The 21,490-nt window shown below is 49.3% G+C and carries 18 protein-coding genes; 7 read left to right on the forward strand and 11 right to left on the reverse strand.

Annotation, left to right across the window (positions count from 1 at the left end; genetic code table 11):
• The first annotated feature begins 176 nt into the window (after window positions 1-176).
• The 3 genes from BTA35_RS08895 (at window position 177) to BTA35_RS08905 (ending at window position 4,043) form a co-directional block, all read left to right on the forward strand.
• On the forward strand, window positions 177-1,652 hold the full coding sequence (locus BTA35_RS08895) for a methyl-accepting chemotaxis protein (protein ID WP_078319463.1): 1,476 nt from the start codon (window positions 177-179) through the stop codon (window positions 1,650-1,652).
• A 112-nt stretch (window positions 1,653-1,764) separates the two neighbouring features.
• Window positions 1,765-3,447: a S8 family serine peptidase gene (locus BTA35_RS08900; protein WP_078319464.1), complete on the forward strand. Its 1,683-nt coding sequence runs from the start codon at window positions 1,765-1,767 to the stop codon at window positions 3,445-3,447.
• A gap of 44 nt (window positions 3,448-3,491) precedes the next feature.
• Complete coding sequence (locus BTA35_RS08905; RefSeq protein ID WP_078319465.1) at window positions 3,492-4,043, forward strand: hypothetical protein; 552 nt, start codon at window positions 3,492-3,494, stop codon at window positions 4,041-4,043.
• 21 nt (window positions 4,044-4,064) lie between these two features.
• Here the strand turns inward: BTA35_RS08905 and BTA35_RS08910 are convergent, their stop codons facing one another.
• Window positions 4,065-4,796 carry a FadR/GntR family transcriptional regulator gene (locus BTA35_RS08910; protein WP_238377545.1) on the reverse strand — a complete coding sequence of 244 codons (732 nt, stop codon included), beginning with the start codon at window positions 4,794-4,796 and terminating at the stop codon, window positions 4,065-4,067.
• A gap of 215 nt (window positions 4,797-5,011) precedes the next feature.
• Here BTA35_RS08910 and acuI point away from each other — a divergent pair, with 215 nt between their 5' ends.
• Window positions 5,012-5,995: an acrylyl-CoA reductase (NADPH) gene (gene acuI / locus BTA35_RS08915; RefSeq protein ID WP_078319466.1), complete on the forward strand. Its 984-nt coding sequence runs from the start codon at window positions 5,012-5,014 to the stop codon at window positions 5,993-5,995.
• 136 nt (window positions 5,996-6,131) lie between these two features.
• On the opposite strand, the gene BTA35_RS18700 is transcribed toward acuI, so the two are convergent.
• From BTA35_RS18700 to trxA, 6 genes are all read right to left on the reverse strand, one after another.
• Entirely contained in the window at window positions 6,132-6,260 is a 129-nt protein-coding gene (locus BTA35_RS18700) for a hypothetical protein (protein WP_274378421.1), read from the reverse strand.
• Window positions 6,261-6,489: 229 nt separating this feature from the next.
• Complete coding sequence (gene folM, locus BTA35_RS08920) at window positions 6,490-7,245, reverse strand: dihydromonapterin reductase (protein ID WP_238377546.1); 756 nt, start codon at window positions 7,243-7,245, stop codon at window positions 6,490-6,492.
• A 24-nt stretch (window positions 7,246-7,269) separates the two neighbouring features.
• Entirely contained in the window at window positions 7,270-8,295 is a 1,026-nt protein-coding gene (locus tag BTA35_RS08925) for a 2Fe-2S iron-sulfur cluster-binding protein (protein ID WP_078319467.1), read from the reverse strand.
• A gap of 92 nt (window positions 8,296-8,387) precedes the next feature.
• Window positions 8,388-9,869, reverse strand: coding sequence for a 4-hydroxy-3-polyprenylbenzoate decarboxylase (gene ubiD, locus BTA35_RS08930; RefSeq protein WP_078319468.1), 1,482 nt, complete (start codon window positions 9,867-9,869; stop codon window positions 8,388-8,390).
• Window positions 9,870-10,062: 193 nt separating this feature from the next.
• Window positions 10,063-11,322 (reverse strand): transcription termination factor Rho, encoded by a 1,260-nt coding sequence (gene rho / locus BTA35_RS08935; RefSeq protein ID WP_078319469.1) that lies wholly within the window; start codon window positions 11,320-11,322, stop codon window positions 10,063-10,065.
• A 222-nt stretch (window positions 11,323-11,544) separates the two neighbouring features.
• The gene (gene trxA / locus BTA35_RS08940) at window positions 11,545-11,871 is read right to left on the reverse strand and encodes a thioredoxin TrxA (protein ID WP_078319470.1); all 327 of its coding nucleotides are present in this window, start codon (window positions 11,869-11,871) and stop codon (window positions 11,545-11,547) included.
• Window positions 11,872-12,305: 434 nt separating this feature from the next.
• Here trxA and ppx point away from each other — a divergent pair, with 434 nt between their 5' ends.
• Window positions 12,306-13,838, forward strand: a complete 1,533-nt coding sequence (gene ppx, locus BTA35_RS08945) for an exopolyphosphatase (RefSeq protein ID WP_078319471.1) — start codon at window positions 12,306-12,308, stop codon at window positions 13,836-13,838.
• Window positions 13,839-13,893: 55 nt separating this feature from the next.
• On the opposite strand, the gene pssA is transcribed toward ppx, so the two are convergent.
• Entirely contained in the window at window positions 13,894-14,760 is an 867-nt protein-coding gene (gene pssA, locus BTA35_RS08950; protein ID WP_078319472.1) for a CDP-diacylglycerol--serine O-phosphatidyltransferase, read from the reverse strand.
• A gap of 241 nt (window positions 14,761-15,001) precedes the next feature.
• The gene (gene ilvC, locus BTA35_RS08955) at window positions 15,002-16,018 is read right to left on the reverse strand and encodes a ketol-acid reductoisomerase (RefSeq protein WP_078319473.1); all 1,017 of its coding nucleotides are present in this window, start codon (window positions 16,016-16,018) and stop codon (window positions 15,002-15,004) included.
• 316 nt (window positions 16,019-16,334) lie between these two features.
• Here ilvC and ilvY point away from each other — a divergent pair, with 316 nt between their 5' ends.
• Complete coding sequence (gene ilvY / locus BTA35_RS08960) at window positions 16,335-17,213, forward strand: HTH-type transcriptional activator IlvY (RefSeq protein WP_078319474.1); 879 nt, start codon at window positions 16,335-16,337, stop codon at window positions 17,211-17,213.
• 135 nt (window positions 17,214-17,348) lie between these two features.
• On the opposite strand, the gene ilvN is transcribed toward ilvY, so the two are convergent.
• Together ilvN and BTA35_RS08970 are read right to left on the reverse strand one after the other, a co-directional pair.
• A complete protein-coding gene (gene ilvN, locus BTA35_RS08965; RefSeq protein ID WP_078319475.1) occupies window positions 17,349-17,840 on the reverse strand; it encodes an acetolactate synthase small subunit in 492 nt (163 codons plus the stop codon).
• A 2-nt stretch (window positions 17,841-17,842) separates the two neighbouring features.
• Window positions 17,843-19,564, reverse strand: coding sequence for an acetolactate synthase 3 large subunit (locus tag BTA35_RS08970; protein WP_078319476.1), 1,722 nt, complete (start codon window positions 19,562-19,564; stop codon window positions 17,843-17,845).
• 735 nt (window positions 19,565-20,299) lie between these two features.
• Here BTA35_RS08970 and BTA35_RS08975 point away from each other — a divergent pair.
• The gene (locus BTA35_RS08975; protein ID WP_078319477.1) at window positions 20,300-21,448 is read left to right on the forward strand and encodes a hypothetical protein; all 1,149 of its coding nucleotides are present in this window, start codon (window positions 20,300-20,302) and stop codon (window positions 21,446-21,448) included.
• Window positions 21,449-21,490: the final 42 nt, after the last annotated feature.

Below are 21,490 nucleotides of genomic sequence, written 5' to 3' on the forward strand. Positions count from 1 at the left end.
CAAAGCACACCACCTTATCTTCTTCGAAAACGATGTTACCGGCATAAAAGCTGTTTACATTTCTCCTCCAGCACCATCCTTGCTTCATTCAAACGTATGTTTTAAATTCGATCACCTTTGACTCGGGTCAAAAGCAATCATCCAATAAAGAAAACAAAAATAAAATCGGAGCCGCTATGACACTTTCGCAACTTACAGAGAGTTTTATACCAGACAGCCTTCGGCAGGATCAGGACCGGCTTATCCATGCCCGAACTGTTGTCACCGTTGCCCTTCTGGCTGGCGTCATCGCACCTGTCTTTGCAGTCAGCTACTTCAAGAACCAGCATCCCGCCATGGGCTGGGGGATTCTGCTGGGTAGTGCAGGACTTCTGATCGGGCCTGTCCTGTTGCGCATTACCGCGCAGGAGCGCTGGGTAGCCGAAGGTGTGATCAGTTGTATGTATGCGATGATCGTTTGGATGCTTTATGTTAATGGAGGCATCATGTCGAGCAGTGCACTCTGGATGGCATCCATTCCTTTTGCTGCTATTTTTATCGCCGGGCGGGGCTCAGGCTATTTCTGGTCATTGGTAAGTCTGTGCACCATTGCTACGTTTCTCTATATTGATCAAAACAACATTCCTCTACCGGAGTCCCCGATTCCGGAAAGCATGATTCCCTCTCAGCAAGCAAAATCCCTGATCGGGATGAGCCTGATTGTTATGGTTCTGGCTTTGGCCTTTGATAAAGCCAAGTCCAAGGGTTTTGAGCAACTGGAAACAGCCCGTAAAGCCAGTGAACAGAATGAGCAACGTATTGCTGAAATTCTGGCTAAAGTCACCTCCTCAGTGCATCAGGCAGAAAACGTCAGCCGGGATGTCACCTCCAGTGCTCAGCGCATCACCCAAACCATGCAACAGCAAAACCAGGCTCTGGGAAGTATGGTTGAAGAGGCCGATAAGATCGTCATGGACGTTTGCCAGCAAGCCTGTGATGCCGACCTTGCGGTGACTACCGCCAAGAAAGCCGGCTCGGAAGCCAATGAGGGCGGAACGGTCATGAATAATGCAGTAAATAAGCTTAACCGGGCCACAGAGGTCATTATGAATGCAGCAGAGCGGCTGGAAACCCTGGAGCAAAGCAGTCATGAGGTGAACTCTATCGTGGTCATGATTCACGATATTGCGGAGCAAACCAACCTGCTGGCGCTAAACGCAGCCATTGAAGCAGCCCGGGCCGGGGAGCAAGGCCGGGGCTTCGCTGTCGTTGCCGATGAAGTTCGGGGGCTGGCAGAGCGCACCCGTAACGCCACCCAGGATATCAGCGATAAGATCCGCCTGATTGTTGATGGTACAGAGTCTGCTGTTGCAGCCATGCAGGAAGGCAGTCAGGAGGTTCAGCTGGGGCAGAGTCATGCCCAGGCTGCCCAGGAACAGATTCAGGCAATTATCCAGGATACCTGCCAACTGGGTCAGCAAATGGAGCAACTCTCCACCACGGGACAACAGCAACAAACAACCTTTACCCACTATGCGGAAGAGATCCGCAATATTGGCCAGCAAGTTGTACAGTTAGCGGACGAGACGCAGCAAATTCAAAGCAATATTGAGCAACTGGATCAAATTATGGGAGAGCTGAGCCGATCGGTAAGAGCATTCGAGAGAGCCTAAATATTTTGCAGGCCATTTTCTCGCCAAGGAAGGCAAAATATAGCACTATTACCCGCATGCGATGATCGTTGACCTCCCGTGACCAGCTGACTCCCAAGAGGTAATCTCCACCATGCAAAAACTGGCTACTCTCACCTGCCTGTTAGCACTTTATGCTTGCGGTGAAGGCTCCGGTGAAATAAACACCTCCAGCAACAGTGGTTCAGGTAATGCGTCGACATGCAGTGGCATTCATTATTCAACTCAAGCGGCTAACACCTCTGGCTTAGATCCTCTGCTGACCTCCCAATGGCACCTTCTTAATAACAGAAACAATCCAGGGACAGCCGGTCAGGATATCAATCTTCCACAGACATTGTGGAGCGAAGCCACCGGAGCCGGAGTCAAAATCGCAGTAATTGATGGCAGCATCGACTACAACCACCCGGACCTGCAGCCCAACCTTGACCTGGATAACTCTTGTCAGTTTGGCACCTCTCTATCCGGCGGGCATGCAACATCCGTCACAGGCCTTATCAGCGCGGTCAGAAATAATGCATTAGGTGGTTCAGGGGTTGCCCCCGAAAGCAAAATCCAGGGTTTTAATACACTTGATGCAGACCCCACCGTAACCGTTTGGGAAACATCACTATCGGCAACCAGTGAACGTAATCGCGATGTTGATATTTTCAATATGAGCCTGGGCTATGGCATTGAAACAACGCCCATTGATTACGATACTAATATTGCGTCCATGGTTAAGTCCGGTACAGAGTCCGGCCGTAACGGTCTGGGTGCACTTTATTTTAAAGCGGCAGGTAATAACTTCAGCGACCCGGTCTGCTCAACTAAGAACTACCACTCAGAATTTCTGCCCTGCCAGGGATCAGCCTTAGATCCGGATAATAATATCCCCTATCTGATGGTGGTATCGTCCCTGAATGCAAACGGCACTAAAGCCAGTTATTCCTCCTCAGGCGCGAATATACTCTTTTCATCTCCCGGAGGTGACAGCGGGACGGGGCTTGTCACCACAAATGATATCAGTCTGGCAACCGACCTTACTGATATCAGAGGAGTGAAAGGCTATACCAGCGCTTTTTCAGGAACATCTGCAGCAACACCACTGGTATCAGGGGTGGCCGCCTTAGTTCTTGAAGCAAACCCGAATTTAGGCTGGCGGGATGTACGGGATATTCTGATCAGAACTGCGGATAAAGTTGATACAGGTGACAACTCAGGCGAGGATAACTACATCGTCATCGGTAATGATGGCTCGATATTAAAAACCCGCACACCATCCAGCAACCTGATTATTGAGCATACCTGGCAAACAAACGCAGCAGGGCTTTCGTATCATAACCACTATGGCTTTGGGCGAATTAATGCGGTTAGTGCGGTAGATAGGGCCAAATCCTATAGCACTAACTTACCTGAGCTTATAAGTGTCAGCACGGAAGATGGAAGCGGCGGAGCTATACCCAATAGCAGCAATAATCCCTTATCATCCTCGCTCTCCATTTCAGGCGAACTGAGCACTGTAGAGTCTGTCCAGCTAAAGCTCGAGCTAAGTCATCCCTACGCTTCCGATCTGATGGTTAAACTGATTGCACCGTCCGGTACAGAGAGTATCGTGATGACACCCAGAAATGCACTTAATGCTGAGATTAACCGTTATGAGTTCACGTTACTGAGTCAAATGTTCTATGGAGAAACAGCCTCAGGTTCCTGGCAACTTAAGGTGTACGATACACAGGCAGACACTTTGGGCACAGGCACCCTTCACAGCTGGTCATTGACCATTTTAGGACACTAAGCAAATATAAGCCGACCAGCTTTAACAAACACAGGATAATAAAAATGCGTTTATTGACCCTGATATTCTCTGGTTTACTGACACTGCTACCGCTATCAGCCTGTGCTTATGATGGTAAAAAACCGATGGTGGCCCAGGATCAGCTTCCTGCACACCTGAAAACCGGTAAACAGATCCGTATCGAAAACAGTCACTACCTGATTCTCGACCAGGTCAGAGCCTATAATACTGAAAGCCAAACGAGTCAGAGAGCCCTGCAAAGCAGTGACACTGAAATTGGCCGGAAAGGGAGCTATAGCATCAGGGCAAAAGCCGCCGCCAATGATGACGGACGCCCGGTGATCTGGAATCAAACCACTCAACGTTATGCTGTTTTACTGGATGAACTGGGCCTTGTTCTCACGGAAAACGGTGAGGCTGAAGCGATTGCCCAACAATACGGGATGTCCCTGTCCGTTCAAATCAAGCGCCTGAACAGAGCCTACTTCCAAATTGATGCGAACAAAATTCCAGACCTGATGCGCCAGCTACAACAGGATAGTCGGGTCAAATCCATCATCCCGAGTCTACTGGAAAACCCTCGTCAGCCTATGTAGCCCTGAAAGCGACAGAAATCCTCAGGACTGAGAGGCTTTCCAGTCCTGAGCGGCCCGAAAGCGCGCCTTCAGATAAACCATTAGCTCATCAAGAGCTGACTCAGCCGCTGACGCATCACTTTGCTCAATAGCCTGATACAGGCGCTGGTGAACAGCGACAACATCCACACGATCCCGAAAACGATACACCACCATATTGGTAACCGGCTGCATCGCCTCAATAACCGCGTACATCAGAAACTGCAGCATCGAGTTCTGACAAGCATCCACCAAAGCACGATGAAAGCGTACATCAGAAGCGCAAAACTCCTCATCCGACAGAGACTCAGACTGTTGCTGCTCTAGCTCCTGCTGCAGCTGCTTCAGTACTGATTTATCAGGGTTCAGTGCAGCCAGACGGACACAGGTTCTCTCCAGCTCGTGACGGGCATCAGCGATCTCAGTCAGACTGAACTGATCCATACTTGCCAAGAGAGTAGCCGAAGCGGTCAGGCTCTGGCTGGCATCCTCCAGGGACGGACGGTTAACAAATGTGCCACCTGTAGGACCACGGCGGGAGCGGATCAGGTTCTGCGCGGCCAGCCGCTTCAGAGCTTCACGAATGGTCGGACGAGACACCTGATAACGGGCAGCCAACTCATCCTCCGTTGGCAGACGATCATCGGCCTTTAGCTCGCCAGACATAATGGCATCACGCAGTTGCTCAGAGATCTGCTTGGCCAGACTTTGAGTCATCAGGGGTTGGATTTTCACAACAAACCTCGGGATAGAAACAGACCGGATGTCCGAACAACCAGTATTAAAAAAGCCGTGCAATTCGGGGTTAATAATACCAAAACTTATTATACCTTGCACCAATCTTCTATTTGTTTGACAAATAGAAGAATAACCCATTAACCTTAGCAAAAAGCGATCCCGGAAATGAGAAAAGAAGCGATTCATTCCGATAACTAACAAGGTATAGCAACATGAATAAAGCATTGGTACTGGAACAAGAAGACAAGAAAACCCTAGCAGGTGTTCGCAATCTGGATACGGCAGAGCTGCCAGAGGGCGATATTCTGGTCAATATCGATTATAGCTCTATGAACTATAAAGATGCCCTTGCGGTGACCGGCACCGGAAAAATTGTTCATCAGTTCCCTATGGTTCCGGGTATCGATCTGGCCGGAACCGTTGCTGAATCCGACAACCCCAATTACAAAGCCGGTGATACTGTTGTTCTGACCGGCTGGAGTGTTGGAGAGAAATACTGGGGAGGCTATGCTCAGCAGATGCGCCTGCAATCCAAGTGGCTGGTACCTCTTGCTGAAGGACTGACAGCCAAGCAAGCGATGACAATCGGTACAGCGGGTCTGACCTCTATGCTCTGCGTTATGCGCCTGCAGGAAAGCGGCCTGAAACCGGAAGACGGCCCTGTGCTGGTCACCGGTGCAACCGGCGGTGTAGGAAGTCTCGCGGTCGCCCTACTGGCTAAAAATGGCTTTGATGTTGTCGCCGTCAGCGGTAAAACGGACAGCACGGATTACCTGAAAAAATTGGGTGCCTCAGACGTGCTGCCACGGAGTGAGTTTGAGGACAAAGCCCGGCCACTGGATAAATCCCGCTGGGCCGGAGCCGTGGATACCGTCGGTGGAGACATTCTGGCTAAGGTATTATCCCAGATGAACTATGATGGCCGCGTGGCAACCGTTGGCCTTGCATCCAGTTTCGCCCTGAACACTACCGTTATGCCGTTTATTCTTCGCGGCGTAGATCTGTTGGGCGTTGATAGCGTCATGATCCCTTACGAACGTCGCGTTCAGGCCTGGACCCGCTTAGCAAAAGAGTTACCACAGGAAATTATAGATCAGGTGTCAGAAGAGATTTCTCTGGAGCAGCTACCGGAGCAGGCTCAAAAAATGGTCGAAGGAAAAGTAAAAGGCCGTGTACTGGTAAACCCTAACCTTTAGTGTCAGGCCGATTTTTTTCTTAACAGGCAGACAATAAAAAGGCCGCCCGACCCCGGGTTACCGGAGTTGTAGCGGCCTTTTTGGCGAATCCCTCCGCAGCTGAACAGGTTCAGCTTACAGCGATAATCCCCCGGAATTAGCCCAGGAAATAGCGCGACCAGAAAATAGTCGCCGGCAGACAGTTCATACCGATAAGTATCGCCAGGCCTGGAATAAAGTAGATTAAACCAGCTTCGTCACGGAATTCTTCGTCATGATGGGACATTTCAGATCCTCACAGATTGATTTAAAGGGTGCTGAGACTTGTTTCTTATGAGTCGTTCTTATAGATAAAAGCTTTTGACTTAAATCAAATTATGACGGGCATTTTACGGAGATATGACAAGCTGTCCAGTCCGACTTTAGACCTTATTCAGCTCCGATGCTGCAAGAAAGAGTATGGGAGGTACGAAGTGGTGTGGGTCGGGAAATGGTAAGGCCTGCACAAAATCGCATTAAATAACAGAACGCCCGCCTTCTACAGGCAAGACCACCCCGGTCAGATAGGGGTTATTAAGAATATAATGAATCGTCTGGGTAATAACATCGGCACCGGGCTCGATCTGCAAGGCTGATTTTTTCAACGCTTTCTTCCGGTACTCAGCATCATCATCCGGCTGAAACATAATCAGGGCAGGTGCGATAGCATTCACTTTAATATCCGGCGCAAAGCCAGCAGCAAAGGATTGCGTCAAGCTTTCTAATCCGGCTTTGGTCGCAACATAAGCACCATGTTTTTTCGACCCCTTACACACCACCGCATCGCTCAAGTGAACGATATCCCTGGGGCCATTATGGGCAAGTAGTAGAGGCTGACACGCCTGATTGATCAGAAACGGTGCCAACATATGAACACTGAACAGATGGTGAAAATTATCGGCAGCCTGACTAAGACTGGCGTTATCCACACCCTTTTGATCCGGCAACCAATCGGAGGCGTTGTGGATAATAGCCCTGAGGCAGGAGGTTTCTCTTTTCAGGCAAGCAATAAAGTCGAGAATACCTGCCTGATCACTGAAGTCTGCCTTTAACGTTGTAACTCCCTTCGCTCTGAGCTGCTCCAGATCAGAGCGCTCAGTGCGATACGTAATAATCACAGACTGCCCCTGATCTGCCAGAGCTTCTGCTGCGTGACGACCCAGACGCCGGCCTCCACCGGTAATCAAAACCGGTGCTCTCATATCCGCACTGTTTTTAACGTCGGCATTCATCAGCCTGATACCTCAATCAGAACATTACTTACGCGGAGCGTAAGCAAAAACATCGGAAAAAACACACTCGTCCGATAAGCCATACTGGATCAGGGTATCTGTTACGGAGTAGACCATATTGGGCGAGCCACTGGCATAAACCGTCGCATCATCAAATTTACCATGATCCTGAATCATCGCATCATGCAGCATCCCGACATGGCCGTCCCACTCCTGGTCCGGCAACAGATCGCCCACAACAGGTACAAAATGGAAGTTTTCATATTCCCGCTGCCACTTCTCTGGCAGCTCTGCCATGTAGAGGTCCTGTGGTCGGCGCGCACCCCAGTATAGATAAAGCTGCTGATCAGCCCCTTGCTCAAACGCTTCTTCCAGTAGTGCTTTCATCTGGGTGAAACCCGTACCTGCAGCGACAAAAAACGCTTTATCGGTTCCTGTTTGCTTCAGTGTACATTCACCTTTTGGCAGCTCAACCTGAATGCTCTTGCCTTCCTGTAAGGCCTGCAGTAACAGGCGAGAGTTATCGCGATCCGGTAAGTGTTGAATATGCAGTTCTAACCGACGGCCATCAGGACGATTCGCTATAGAGAATGCGTTGCGCTCACCATTAGGCAAAATCACCTCAAGATATTGCCCTGCAACATAGTCCGGCACATTGCCAGCAGGCGTTTGCAGCACAACCCGATAAACATCGGTATTGTCCAGTAGTTCGATACTTTCAATCTGACAAGCCATAGCCTTCACTATAAATTCTCCTGGTGCCAGTACCCGGCGAAGCAGAATCTCCGCCGGGCCCTGTGCAAATGCAGTACAAAATAAAAAAGATTCTCCCGGTGCGGCTTTTCTGATACCTGTGGAGGCCCGATAGAAGACAGCCCCATGAATTAAAGTGCTTTCACACACTTCACAGACACCATTTTTACACCCTCTCAGCAGACGGAACCCCTGCTGTTTTGCAGCCTCTAAAAAATTCTCATCACAGGCCGTATTAAAGCTTGCGGCCTTGTTACGACACTCGATTCTGAAGGGGCGTTTATTCTTTATCGTCATCCCGATTTACCGCCCCTGGCTTCAATCGTTTTTTTATTCGCCGCCATCAGGAAGTTCTGCTGGAATACAGGACACATATCCTGAACATCATCTCAGGATGAAGCTTTATCAAAAATACCCAGTTCGTCCCAGAGATCATCCACACGCTGCTTAACAGCTGCATCCATCTCTATAGGCTCTCCCCACTCACGGTCAGTCTCACCCGGCATCTTATTAGTCGCATCCATCCCCATTTTAGAACCCAGGCGAGGAATCGGTGAGGCAAAATCCAGATAATCGATCGGTGTATTTTCGATCATAGTCGTATCCCTTGCCGGGTCCATACGGGTAGTGATTGCCCAGATCACATCCTTCCAGTCCCGCACATTAATATCATCGTCGGTGACGATAACAAATTTGGTGTACATAAACTGGCGCAGGAATGACCAAACCCCCATCATCACCCGCTTGGCGTGGCCGGGATACTGCTTCTTCATACTGACCACCGCCATGCGATAAGAGCAGCCTTCCGGTGGCAGATAGAAATCAACGATCTCCGGAAATTGCTTCTGCAGAATCGGTACAAATACCTCATTCAGTGCAACACCTAACACAGCAGGCTCATCCGGTGGCCGACCTGTATAGGTGCTGTGATAGATGGGATCTTTACGATGAGTGATTCGCTCCACCGTAAACACGGGGAAGCTTTCCACTTCGTTGTAATATCCGGTGTGATCGCCAAAGGGACCTTCCGGGGCCAGCTCACCGGGATAGATATGACCTTCCAGAATAATCTCGGCATTAGCCGGAACCTGCAGATCATTGCCGATACACTTGCCCAGCTCGGTTTTAGAACCCCGTAGTAAACCGGCAAAAGCATACTCAGACAGCGTATCCGGCACCGGTGTAACCGCACCTAAAATGGTGGCGGGGTCAGCACCCAGAGCGACCGAAATCGGGAAAGGTTTGCCGGGATGTACCTGCTGCCACTCGCGAAAATCCAGTGCCCCTCCCCGATGGGAAAGCCAACGCATAATAAGTTTATTTTTACCGATCAGCTGCTGACGATAGATACCCAGATTCTGACGCTCTTTGTGTGGGCCTTTGGTAATCACCAGGGGCCAGGTCACCAGAGGCCCCGCATCACCGGGCCAGCAGGTCTGAACGGGAATGCTATAGAGGTCAACAGCATCACCTTCGATCACGACTTCCTGGCAGGCCGGGTTACGCACCTTTTTTGGCCCCATACTGAGCACTTTCTTAAAAACAGGCAGCTTTTCAATGGCATCTTTAAAGCCTTTCGGTGGCTCAGGCTCTTTCAGATAAGCCAGTAGTTTGCCGACATCCCGCAGAGCCGTAACGTTATCTTCACCCATCCCCAGAGCCACACGACGAGGAGTACCAAACAGGTTACCCAGAACCGGCATATCGTGACCGACAGGGTTTTCAAACAGTAAAGCAGGGCCTTCAGCCCGAAGTGTCCGATCGCAGATTTCGGTCATTTCAAGATAGAGATCGACGGGTTTCGAGATGCGCTTTAACTCGCCCATCGCTTCTAACTGATCAATAAATTCACGCAGGTCTTTATAACGCATAGATATTCCTGATCTTCCTCTGACAACCGCTGCCAACGGATTTAGACGATATAAGTCATATAGCTCAACGAAAGCTCACACGAGAATACAGGTCGCGCAAGTTGCTTTCGCCAGATGCGAAAAAGGGTAAGCGTTGCTTACCCTCTTATTCAGGCTTTCAAAAATATTAAACCGCTCTCTGAGCTTAAAGCACTTACTTACGCTTCATGGCTTCAAAGAATTCATCATTGGTTTTCGTATCTTTCAAGCGATCAATCATAAACTCTATAGCACCGGTATCTTCCATTGGATTGAGCAGTTTACGCAAAATCCACACACGCTGCAGGCCATCTTCAGTGGTCAGAAGATCCTCGCGACGGGTGCCGGAGCGGCGGATATTGATTGCCGGATAAACACGTTTCTCAGCTATTTTGCGATCCAGGTGCAGCTCCATATTACCGGTACCTTTAAACTCCTCGAAGATCACTTCGTCCATTTTGGAGCCAGTGTCAACAAGAGCGGTCGCGATAATCGTCAGACTGCCACCATGCTCAATATTACGGGCAGCACCAAAGAAGCGCTTTGGCTTTTCCAGGGCATGAGCATCAACACCACCGGTCAGAACTTTACCGGAGGATGGAATAACGGTGTTGTAAGCACGAGCCAGACGGGTAATCGAGTCCAACAGAATCACAACATCTTTTTTGTGTTCTACGAGACGTTTAGCCCGCTCGATCACCATTTCTGCAACCTGAACGTGACGGGCAGGCGGCTCATCAAATGTCGAAGCGACAACTTCACCCCGAACAGAACGGGTCATCTCAGTAACTTCCTCAGGGCGCTCATCGATCAACAAAACGATCATATGGCACTCAGGGTTATTACGGGTGATGGAAGAAGCGATGTTCTGCAACATCAGGGTTTTACCGGCCTTAGGAGGCGATACAATCAGACCACGCTGACCTTTACCCACCGGGGCCACCAGGTCGATAACCCGGGCCGTAAGATCTTCAGTGGAGCCGTTACCGATCTCCATAATCAGACGTTCATCCGGGAACAGAGGTGTCAGGTTTTCAAACAGGATTTTGTGTTTGGAGTTTTCCGGCTTGTCAAAGTTAATCTCATTAACTTTCAGCAGGGCGAAATAGCGTTCGCCATCCTTTGGAGGGCGAATTTTACCCGCAATGTGGTCGCCCTTGCGCATATTGAAGCGACGAATCTGGCTTGGCGAGACATAGATATCATCCGGGCCGGCCAGGTAAGAGCTATCCGCTGAACGCAGGAAACCAAAGCCGTCCTGAAGGATTTCCAGAACACCATCGCCATAGATATCTTCACCGCTCTTAGCGTGTCTTTTCAGGATGGCAAAAATAATATCTTGCTTGCGTGAGCGAGCAACGTTGTCAATACCCATCTGCTGGGCAAGGTCGATCAATTCTGGGACAGATTTTTGCTTTAATTCGGTAAGATTCATGGGTCGTTAGGAGCTTTGGTTTAGGGGCTAGGTTTACGAAAATTCTGGCGAATGGTTTCGTTCAGACTGGGGCTGACCAGCGACTTAATGCCGGTAGCATTATAAGGAGAAGGCATGCGGAACGCATACAACGAAAAGAAACATACCACTAATAGAGCCAGTATGCCAGTCTTTACTGGCATATATTGCGCAGACCCATGAGCCTGCGCAATATCTGATCACTTAAAGGTTGCCGTCAAGGAAGGCAGCCAGTTGTGATTTAGACAGGGCACCTACTTTTGTCGCTTCAACGTTACCGTTCTTAAAAAGCATCAGTGTAGGGATACCGCGAATACCAAATTTAGGCGGTACATCTGTGTTTTCATCGATATTCAGCTTGCAAACCTTAACCTTGCCTGCATATTCCTGAGCAATTTCTTCCAGAACAGGGGCGATCATTTTGCAAGGACCACACCACTCAGCCCAGTAATCAACCAGTACAGGAAGATCTGCTTTCAGAACATCATCGTCAAAAGACGTATCACTAACATTTACAATATTTTCGCTCATTTAAATGCCTCCGGGGCAATTTTAGTCGGCTCGAAAGATCCCTGCATAGTGTTAAAACTGCATCAACAGCTTATCCAAAAACAAGAACGAGCCTAAGACGGTATAGAGTACAGAAGCCAATCTATCCCTGAGACAGAAACAGTAATGGCATCGGTATCTGAATGAATAGCACTATAATAGCACCGGAATGCCTGACGGTAAAAGTTGGAATTAAGCATAAGCTAATAAATAACAGGTCTTGCTAATACACAAACAGAGAGACAATGTCCCCTTGTTTGCAGGTAGCTACAAAGCAATCAGAAGAGCCGTTCCAACAGCTGAATCCGCGACGAAACCCTCCGTAAAACAACAGAATGTCATAGATTCGTCATGTGACACTTTTATGATCGTGCCATAATAAGAGAACTTTCAGCGTGACAGTAAGGCTAGGAATAATGAGCGATACGGATAAGCCAGCAACAGCTTCTTCAGACACCAGCTACGATAACGATCTGCTTGCCGCTATCGATCTTGGCTCCAATAGCTTCCATCTGATGGTTGCCCGCTCCGTTCAGGAAGAGATACGGACGCTTGAACGCCTCGGCGAAAAAGTCCAGCTGGCAGCAGGCCTTGATCAGGAGAACAACCTGACCGAGGAAGCACAGCAAAGAGCTCTCAGCTGCCTGAAGCGGTTTGCCCCTTTTCTCACAGGTATTCATCCAGATAACATTCGTATTGTTGGTACAAATGCTCTTCGCGCCGCACGGAATACACCCTGTTTTCTCAACCGGGCGCAGAAAGTACTGGGGCACCCTCTGGAGATCATCAGTGGCCGGGAAGAAGCCCGCCTGATTTACATGGGCGCCGCACACTCTCTGGCAACCCCTCAGGGCAGGCGCCTGGTAGCGGATATTGGTGGTGGTAGTACCGAGTTTATTATTGGCGAAGGCTTTGAACCCAAAGCACTGGAAAGCCTGCACATGGGCTGCGTTGCCTACAGCAAACGGTTCTTCCCGGATGGGCAGATAACCACTAAACGGTACCAACAAGCGGTACTGGCGGCCAAAAATGAGCTTTTGAATATCGTCAAGCCATTCAAAAAGCTCAGCTGGCAACAAACTGTTGGCACCTCCGGCACGATCAAAGCCTGTGCGGCAGTGTTACAGCAAAATGGCTGGAGCGAAGGCCCGATTACCCGGGAAGCATTAACGAAACTTAGCAGAGCCTTACTCAAGTTCAAAGATCTTGATAGCGTTCAGCTAACCGGGCTCCGGTCTGACCGGGCAAGAGTCTTTCCAGCCGGGATTGCTATTCTGCAAGCGATTTTCGAGCTTCTGGACATCCAGGAGATGACGTTCACAGATGGCGCTCTGAGGGAAGGGATCCTGTTTGATCTTCTTGGCCGCTTTTCTGACCATGATATCCGTGAAAAAACCGTAACCGCCCTGAGCGAGCGCTACCATTCAGACCTGTCTCAGGCAGATGCCGTCACAAAAACAGCACTTCACCTTTTTGATCAGGTAAAAAATAACTGGAAGCTACAACATGACGAGCTGAGACAGGTACTGCGTTGGGCAGCCCAACTGCATGAGATCGGTCTGGGCATCTCCCATAGTCAGTTCCACAAACATGGTGCTTACCTGTTGCATCACTCTGATTTGCCGGGCTTCTCGCACCAACACCAGTCAATGCTTGCTGTCCTGGTGCGTAGCCATCGCCGTAAATTCCCCATGGCCGAGTTCCGGTCTCAGCCGGACATTCTGGTACAACCTCTCATCTGCCTGGCCATACTTCTGCGCCTTGCCGTCCACCTGAACCATAGCCGTCCGGATGAAGCAAACCTCAGTGCAGACGTTAAGGTAGATGGCAAACAGATCTGGCTTAGTTTTCCGAATGGCTGGTTTGAGAGCAATCCTCTCACTCTGGCAGACTTAGAGACAGAGCAGGCTTATCTGCAGGCTTACGGCTATAAGCTAACCTTCGAGTAGCCTACATCTGATCAGGAGCCGCCCCCAAGGGTAACGGCTCTTATATCTGCTTTGATCACGATACCTTGTTTTTATCCTGATCCTTGCTTCTCAATACGGCGCGCAGTGGGCCGGAACAGCCATAACCCAAAAAAGCCACTAACAAGACAGTAGCCGGGTCATAGGCAACCACCACAAAGGCAAGGGCAATCACAAACATAGTCAGAAATGGCACCCGACCTTTCAGATCGATCTCTTTAAAACTGCTATAGCGCACATTACTGACCATCAAGACACCAACCGCAGCCACAATAAAGGCTAATGCGTACTTATAGGATGTATCGATTAAGTTCAGATCACTGAAAGTCCAGACGATCCCGGCAATAATCGCCGCCGCAGCGGGGCTTGGTAAGCCGATAAACCAGCGCTTATCCACTGAGCCAATCTGCGTATTAAAGCGTGCCAGGCGTAGTGCCGCACCTGCGACATAAATAAAAGCAGCAAACCAACCAATTTTACCGATATCCCCCAACATCCAGCTAAAAGACACCAGTGCCGGAGCAACACCAAAAGAGACCATATCCGCAAGGCTGTCATACTCTGCGCCAAACTCACTCTGAGTATTGGTCATACGGGCAACACGGCCATCAAGACCATCGAGAATCATGGAAACAAAAATTGCAATTGCGGCATTATCAAATACGCCATTCATTGCAGAAACGACAGCATAAAAACCGGAAAAAAGAGCACCAGTGGTAAACAGGTTTGGCAACAGGTAGATCCCTTTACGGCGAACCTTTTTGCCTTCCTCTACGGTCTCTTCTTCTATCTCATCCTCGCCCATCGACAACATGCGGGTCTCTTCCACAAAATCGTCATCGTGAGCTGATTTACTCTCAGCTTGAGCATTATCGGGCTGAGATTGCTTCTCTTGATCAGTCATTGAAAAACCTATCACTAAAGATTGAAGCAGACATTCTACACCCTGAGTGCCCTCTGTCTCTATCGCTGTCAGGTGTTAAATAGTTACCAAAAGCGCTGAAAACACCGCTTTCACGATAAAACCTGTTTTAACGCAAAAAGAGCAGTGAACTCCCCCCTTACCAGAGCAATCAGCGTCACAGAAACAACAGGCACAAAAAAGGGCCAGCATAAGCCGGCCCTTTTCAGATCAGAAAAGAAACTTAGTTCTTTTCTTTGTCTACGATCTTGCTTGCTGCAATCCAAGGCATCATAGCGCGCAGTTTCTCACCAGTTTGCTCGATTGGGTGTGCAGCATTGTTACGACGACGAGCGGTCATTGAAGGGTAGTTCGTCTGACCTTCAGCGATAAACATTTTCGCATATTCGCCATCCTGAATGCGTTTCAGTGCGTTGCGCATCGCTTCACGGGACTGCTCGTTGATCACCTCTGGGCCGGTTACGTATTCACCGTACTCAGCGTTGTTAGAGATGGAGTAGTTCATGTTAGCGATGCCGCCTTCATACATCAGGTCAACAATCAGTTTCAGCTCGTGCAGACACTCGAAGTATGCCATTTCAGGAGCGTAACCCGCTTCTGTCAGGGTTTCGAAGCCCATTTTAACCAGCTCAACCGCACCGCCACACAGTACAGCCTGCTCACCAAACAGATCCGTTTCAGTCTCATCTTTAAAGGTTGTTTCGATGATACCGGAACGACCACCACCAACGCCCATAGCGTAAGACAGTGCCAGCTCTTTAGCAGAACCGGATGCATCACGGTAGATAGCGATCAGATCAGGAATACCACCGCCTTTAACGAATTCAGAACGAACCGTGTGACCTGGCGCTTTAGGTGCAACCATGATGACATCCAGATCAGCACGCGGCTCAACCTGGTTGTAATGGATGGAGAAGCCGTGAGCAAAAGCCAGAGTAGCACCCTGTTTGATGTTAGGAGCGATCTCTTCTTTGTACAGCTGACCCTGGAACTCGTCAGGAGTCAGAATCATAACCACATCAGCAGATGCTACAGCATCAGCAACGTCAGCTACTTTCAGACCATGAGCTTCCGCTTTAGCACGGGAAGAAGAACCCGCACGCAGACCAACGGTTACATCAACGCCAGAATCTTTCAGGTTGCACGCATGGGCATGGCCCTGAGAACCGTAACCGATGATGGAAACCTTCTTGCCCTGGATGATGGACAGATCACAATCTTTATCGTAGTAAACTTGCATGTTGGCACGTCCTATAAATTGGGTGTCTCAGTGCTATATGCCCTGAGATGCAGTTCTTGGTATCTGTTACTGAGATCTGCAGGCCGGGTAAGCCGTCAGATTCTTCATGTTTGTTAGGGTCAGCAGTAAAGTTCTGTCAGCTCTTGCGCTGTTCTTTATCTGGGGCGTTAACCTCTTTGGGTTGTTTATCGCCCTGCCTGTTCCTGTTGAAGCTAAGATAAACCAGCGCAATCATTGCGTAAAATGATATATATGCAACAATATATCCCGATTTATGCAACACAAGATTATCACCTGCTTCCTGAGGAGATTGCCGTTGGATACCCGACTGCTGAAACACTTTCTGGCCCTGTCTGAAACACTGCACTTTGGCCGCGCCAGCGAGGCTTGCCATATCAGCTCTTCAGCCCTGAGCCGTAGCATCAAACAACTGGAAGATTCCTTGGGCGTCAGCCTGTTTGAACGGGACAACCGCACCGTGAGCCTGACTCAGCAGGGCTTGAAGTTCCAGGTTTATGCTCGGGAAGCACTCAGCCAGTGGGATATGATCCGTAATGCACTACTGGAGGATGCGCAGGAGTTGCAGGGTGAGCTCAGCATGTACTGCTCCGTGACCGCCAGTTACAGTTTTCTGCACGATATTTTACGGCGCTTCCGAAGCCGCTACCCCAGGATTGAGATCAAATTGCATACCGGAGCCCCTGAACCTGCCGTTCATCGGGTATTAAATGGTGATGAAGATATCGCTATTGCCGCCCGACCCGATAACCTCTCCGGTGCCCTCGCATTTAAATCCACCGGCTTATCCCCACTTCTGTTTATCGCGCCTACAGATGATGCTGTTATCGCGCCCCAGTTTGCCGGTGATATTGAGCACGTAAACTGGTCCGACGTACCGATGATTCTCTCAGAACAAGGCTTAGCCCGTACACGGGTTGACCGTTGGTTCAGCAATAAAGCCCTGAAACCCAATATTTACGCCCAGGTTGCCGGTAATGAAGCGATTGTCAGCATGGTAAGCCTGGGGTTCGGTGTTGGTGTCGTGCCCAAAATCGTGCTGGAAAACAGCCCGTTGGCCAATACTGTTCAGGTCCTGCCTGTAACGCCAACGCTACCTGCTTTTGACGTAGGTGTCTGCGTGTTGAAAAAGAAACTGAAGAATCCTCTGATCGAAGCATTTTGGGCCCAGCTGTAGCCAGGCCATGACAACGGCAGCAAGGAAATAAAAAGACAGAAGCAAAAAAACCGCCGAGCCCTCACTTCAGAGTCAGCGGTTTTTCTTGTGGCGTAACCTGCATACGCTCCGGCAGCAGGTTAAATTTCCGGTAACTTAAAGACTAAGCACTTTCTCACCACGGGAGATACCGGATACACCGGTACGCACTACTTCCAGAACCGTATTCAGCCCCAGAGCCTGAATAAAGGCATCCAGCTTATCACCTTCACCGGTCATCTGGATCGTGTAGGTCGTACTGGTCATATCTACGATCTGACCCCGGAAGACATCCGTTGTGCGTTTAATTTCTGCACGCTGGGCACCCACGGCCTTCACTTTAATCAGCATCAGCTCACGCTCAATATGCTGACCTTCGGTCAGGTCAACCAGCTTCACCACATCAAGCAATTTGTTCAGCTGCTTGGTGATCTGCTCAATCACCTGATCTGAACCAACAGTAGTCAGAGTCAGGCGAGACAGCGTCGGGTCTTCCGTTGGTGCCACGTTCAGCGATTCAATGTTGAAATTACGCTGAGAGAACAGGCCCACAACACGGGACAGCGCACCAGCCTCGTTTTCCATTAAGATGGAGATAATGTGTCTCATGATCAGGTACGCTCCGTCTTACTCAGCAACATGTCACGCATTGATCCTTGCGGGATCTGCATTGGGTAAACGTGCTCTTTCGGATCGACCATTACGTTTACAAACACCAGCTCATCTTTCATAGCAAAGGCTTTTTCAAGCGTTGGCTCAAGGTCTTCAATACGATTAACCGTCATGGCAACGTGACCATAAGCTTCAATCAGCTTCTCAAAGTCCGGCAGGGATTCCATATAAGAGTGTGAGTGACGCTCTTTATAGTTCAGATCCTGCCACTGGCGCACCATACCCAACGACTGGTTGTTCAGGTTGATGATCTTCACCGGAATGTTGTACTGCTTACAGGTCGACAGTTCCTGCAGCATCATCTGGAAACTACCCTCACCTGTGACCAGTGCCACGTCGTTATCCGGATAGTTCAGTTTGATGCCCATCGCCGCCGGGAAACCAAAGCCCATGGTGCCAAGACCGCCGGAAGTGATCCAACGATTAGGCTTATCGAACTTATAGTACTGAGCCGCAAACATCTGGTGCTGACCAACATCGGTCACCACATAAGCATCACCCTTGGTCACACGCCATAACGCTTCGACCGCCTGCTGAGGCTTGATCGGACGATCTTCCTCCGCCTGATACAGTTCGGTATGCGCCGCACGCCACTCATTGATCTGCTTCCACCACTCCGCCAGAGCATCAGCATCAGGAGAGGTCTTCGACTGATCCAGTAGAGCCAACATCTCATTCAGAACCGAATCAACCGGGCCAACAATCGGTACATCGGCACGAACAGTCTTGGAGATAGAGGTTGGATCGATATCCACATGAACAATTTTTGCCGTTGGGCAAAACTTACTGACATTATTGGTTGCACGATCATCGAAACGAGCACCAATGCAAACAATCAGGTCAGAACTGTGCATCGCCATGCTAGCCTCATAGCTACCATGCATCCCCAGCCAGCCGACACTTTGCTCATCAGTTTGAGGAAAAGAGCCAATCCCCATCAGAGATGTTGTAACCGGGAAACCCAGCTTCTTCGCCAATTCAGTGAACTGCGCAGACGATTTACCCAGGATAACACCGCCACCGCCATAGATAATCGGGCGCTTGGCTTTCTGCATCAGCTCAACCGCTTTCTTGATCTGGCCGGTGTGACCGCGGGTCACAGGGTTATAGGAGCGAAGCTTCACTTTTTTCGGATATTCGTATTCAAAGCGATCCGTCGGGGCGGTCATATCCTTAGGGATATCTACAACCACAGGGCCCGGACGACCGGTTGAAGCGATATAGAAAGCTTTCTTGATGATCTCAGGAATTTCCGATGCGTGCTTCACGCTGAAACTGTGCTTTACCACAGGGCGGGAAACACCAATTATATCGGTCTCCTGGAAGGCGTCTTCGCCTATCAGATGACTCATTACCTGACCACAGATAACAACCATAGGAATCGAATCCATATACGCGGTTGCAATACCCGTTACTGTGTTGGTCGCGCCGGGACCCGAGGTAACAAGAACCACACCTGGCTTACCCGCTGCACGGGCGTAACCGTCGGCCATGTGGGTAGCACCCTGCTCATGACGTACCAGAATGTGTTTAACCTTATCTTGGCGGAATATGGCATCGTAAATGTGAAGTGCCGATCCGCCGGGATAACCGTAGATATACTCAACGCCCTCATCCTGAAGAGAACGAACGAGCATGTCGGCGCCAGAAAGTAATTCCACCGTAGTGAACCCCCAAATTTGAGTTCCCCGTCATCTTTGGACTGTCGGGAACATCGAGCTAAAAGAATGCTTTCCAATAGGTGCGGACTATGTGACTGATAGATTAAGGGCAGCCACGCGCGCGCTCCTGATCATGCAGGCTCATGACTAGGCTGCCTTACCTGGCACATAGAACCGGATAGGTTCTGCACTCTTCTTCGCACGGGTAGATGCGGATCGGGGCGTCAGCCAGGCCTGGCGGGTAAACCTGGGCCTGCTATTCCTTCGGTGGGTAAATAAAGCCTGTTTACCCTTTCGCGTAGACGGTCGGGGTTCGCCCTGTATCTACGCCCGGAAAATAAGGACAATTAGGTTCTAACAGCAGGTTAAAGATGTCAATAGAACAATAGGGCGAGTTAGGGGGTTAAGACTGCTTTTTGGTGCAATGCAAAATAAAAACCGGCTTTTTTAGTAAAATCATTCCACTAGCCGCACTGAATCCACAAATTTTACATGGGATTTTCAGAGAACTGTTCCCTCAACGTCAACCTTTAGATAAGTGAAAAGCGCCCCCTCTTAGGCTGTTTTTTTCCAGGTGTTCTCTGCTCGAGAAACGGAGCTTTAACGTCAAAAGATGCAATTGAATTATTGTAGAAGCTGGGGGCTCTGGTCGTTACAATCTTTGGTAATTCTGTTCGCTGCTAAGGGTTTACTAAAAAGTCGGAGCACACAGAACCAGACTAAGGAAAGTTCATTATGAGCTTTGCAAATAAAAATGGAATACAGGGATTAATTGTGAATAACCGAAAGCTTTTAAAAATTACAGCCTTAAGCCTAATCATGACAGGCTGTGCGTCCTCAAAGCCGGTAGAGGATACAACACCTCTAGCAGAAACCAGCATTCTGGAGGCAAAGTACTCTATTGGGGGCTTCATACTACCTGATAGCAAGGGAAGCGTGACTATTTATACGCAACCTGAACGCCGGGCAATCAAGGATACGGTTAAATATGACTCTTGGTTTGCCCGTCAGATGATAGGCAATGCTGATAAAACAATGATTGCGCGTGTTGATAAAAATCTGCAATGGCACCTTGATCACGATGAAAAAGCTTTTTACGAGTGCCCTCTGTCTGGCTGTAGTGACACAAGTATTTGGGATCAGCTTGAGAAGCAGCAAGATAACGAAGAAGAGAATGACTACTATGACCCATCCGGCGGGGACTCCTGCAAGCTGACTTCGTCAGACTTTAAATTTAACATCACCCCTAAGGATAAACAGCGCACAGTGAACGGCTTTAAGGCTGATCAGTATGTGGCCCAGTGGACCATGACCACCCAGGATGAACAAGGGCTGGAAGATAAGCATGTGGTAAAAATGGACTTCTGGATGACCAAGCCTGACGAAACAACTAAAGAGGTGTGGGACATTAATGGTCAGTACAACAGAAACTACTTAAGCAAAGTTTCAGATCAGACAAACCCATTATCTAACTTCTTTAATAATCAGGTTTTTGGTGCAATTTCTATGATCTCGGGTGATATCGAGAAAAAAGAGATGGACAACGATTCTGAAGTGGTTAAAAAGCTGAAAGCAATACCGGGCTACCCTGTATCCATTAAACTTGAGTGGTTCGCTGACAGTCAGGCCTGCCAGCAAGTAACGAAAAAAGCAGAGAAAAAAGAAACTGCGTTCAGTATAAAAGACCCCCTGGGCTCTTTGACAAAGATGGCCGAAGATATTGCAGAAAAACGAGTTAATAAAGAAGTTGAAAAACGCACAACTCGTGATACCAGCAAACCTATGCTGTCTTATATCTACGATGTCACTAACGTTAAGGTACAACAGGAGCGTGGCAGCCGCTTTGACGTCCCCAAAGGATACAAACTAACAGATCGTCAGTAACGCCTGCACCTCGGCCTGGCTATAAGCTGGGCTGAGGTTTAT

This window comes from Oceanospirillum linum (genome assembly GCF_001995095.2).
In the GTDB taxonomy this organism is placed as follows: Bacteria; Pseudomonadota; Gammaproteobacteria; order Pseudomonadales; family Halomonadaceae; genus Oceanospirillum; species Oceanospirillum linum.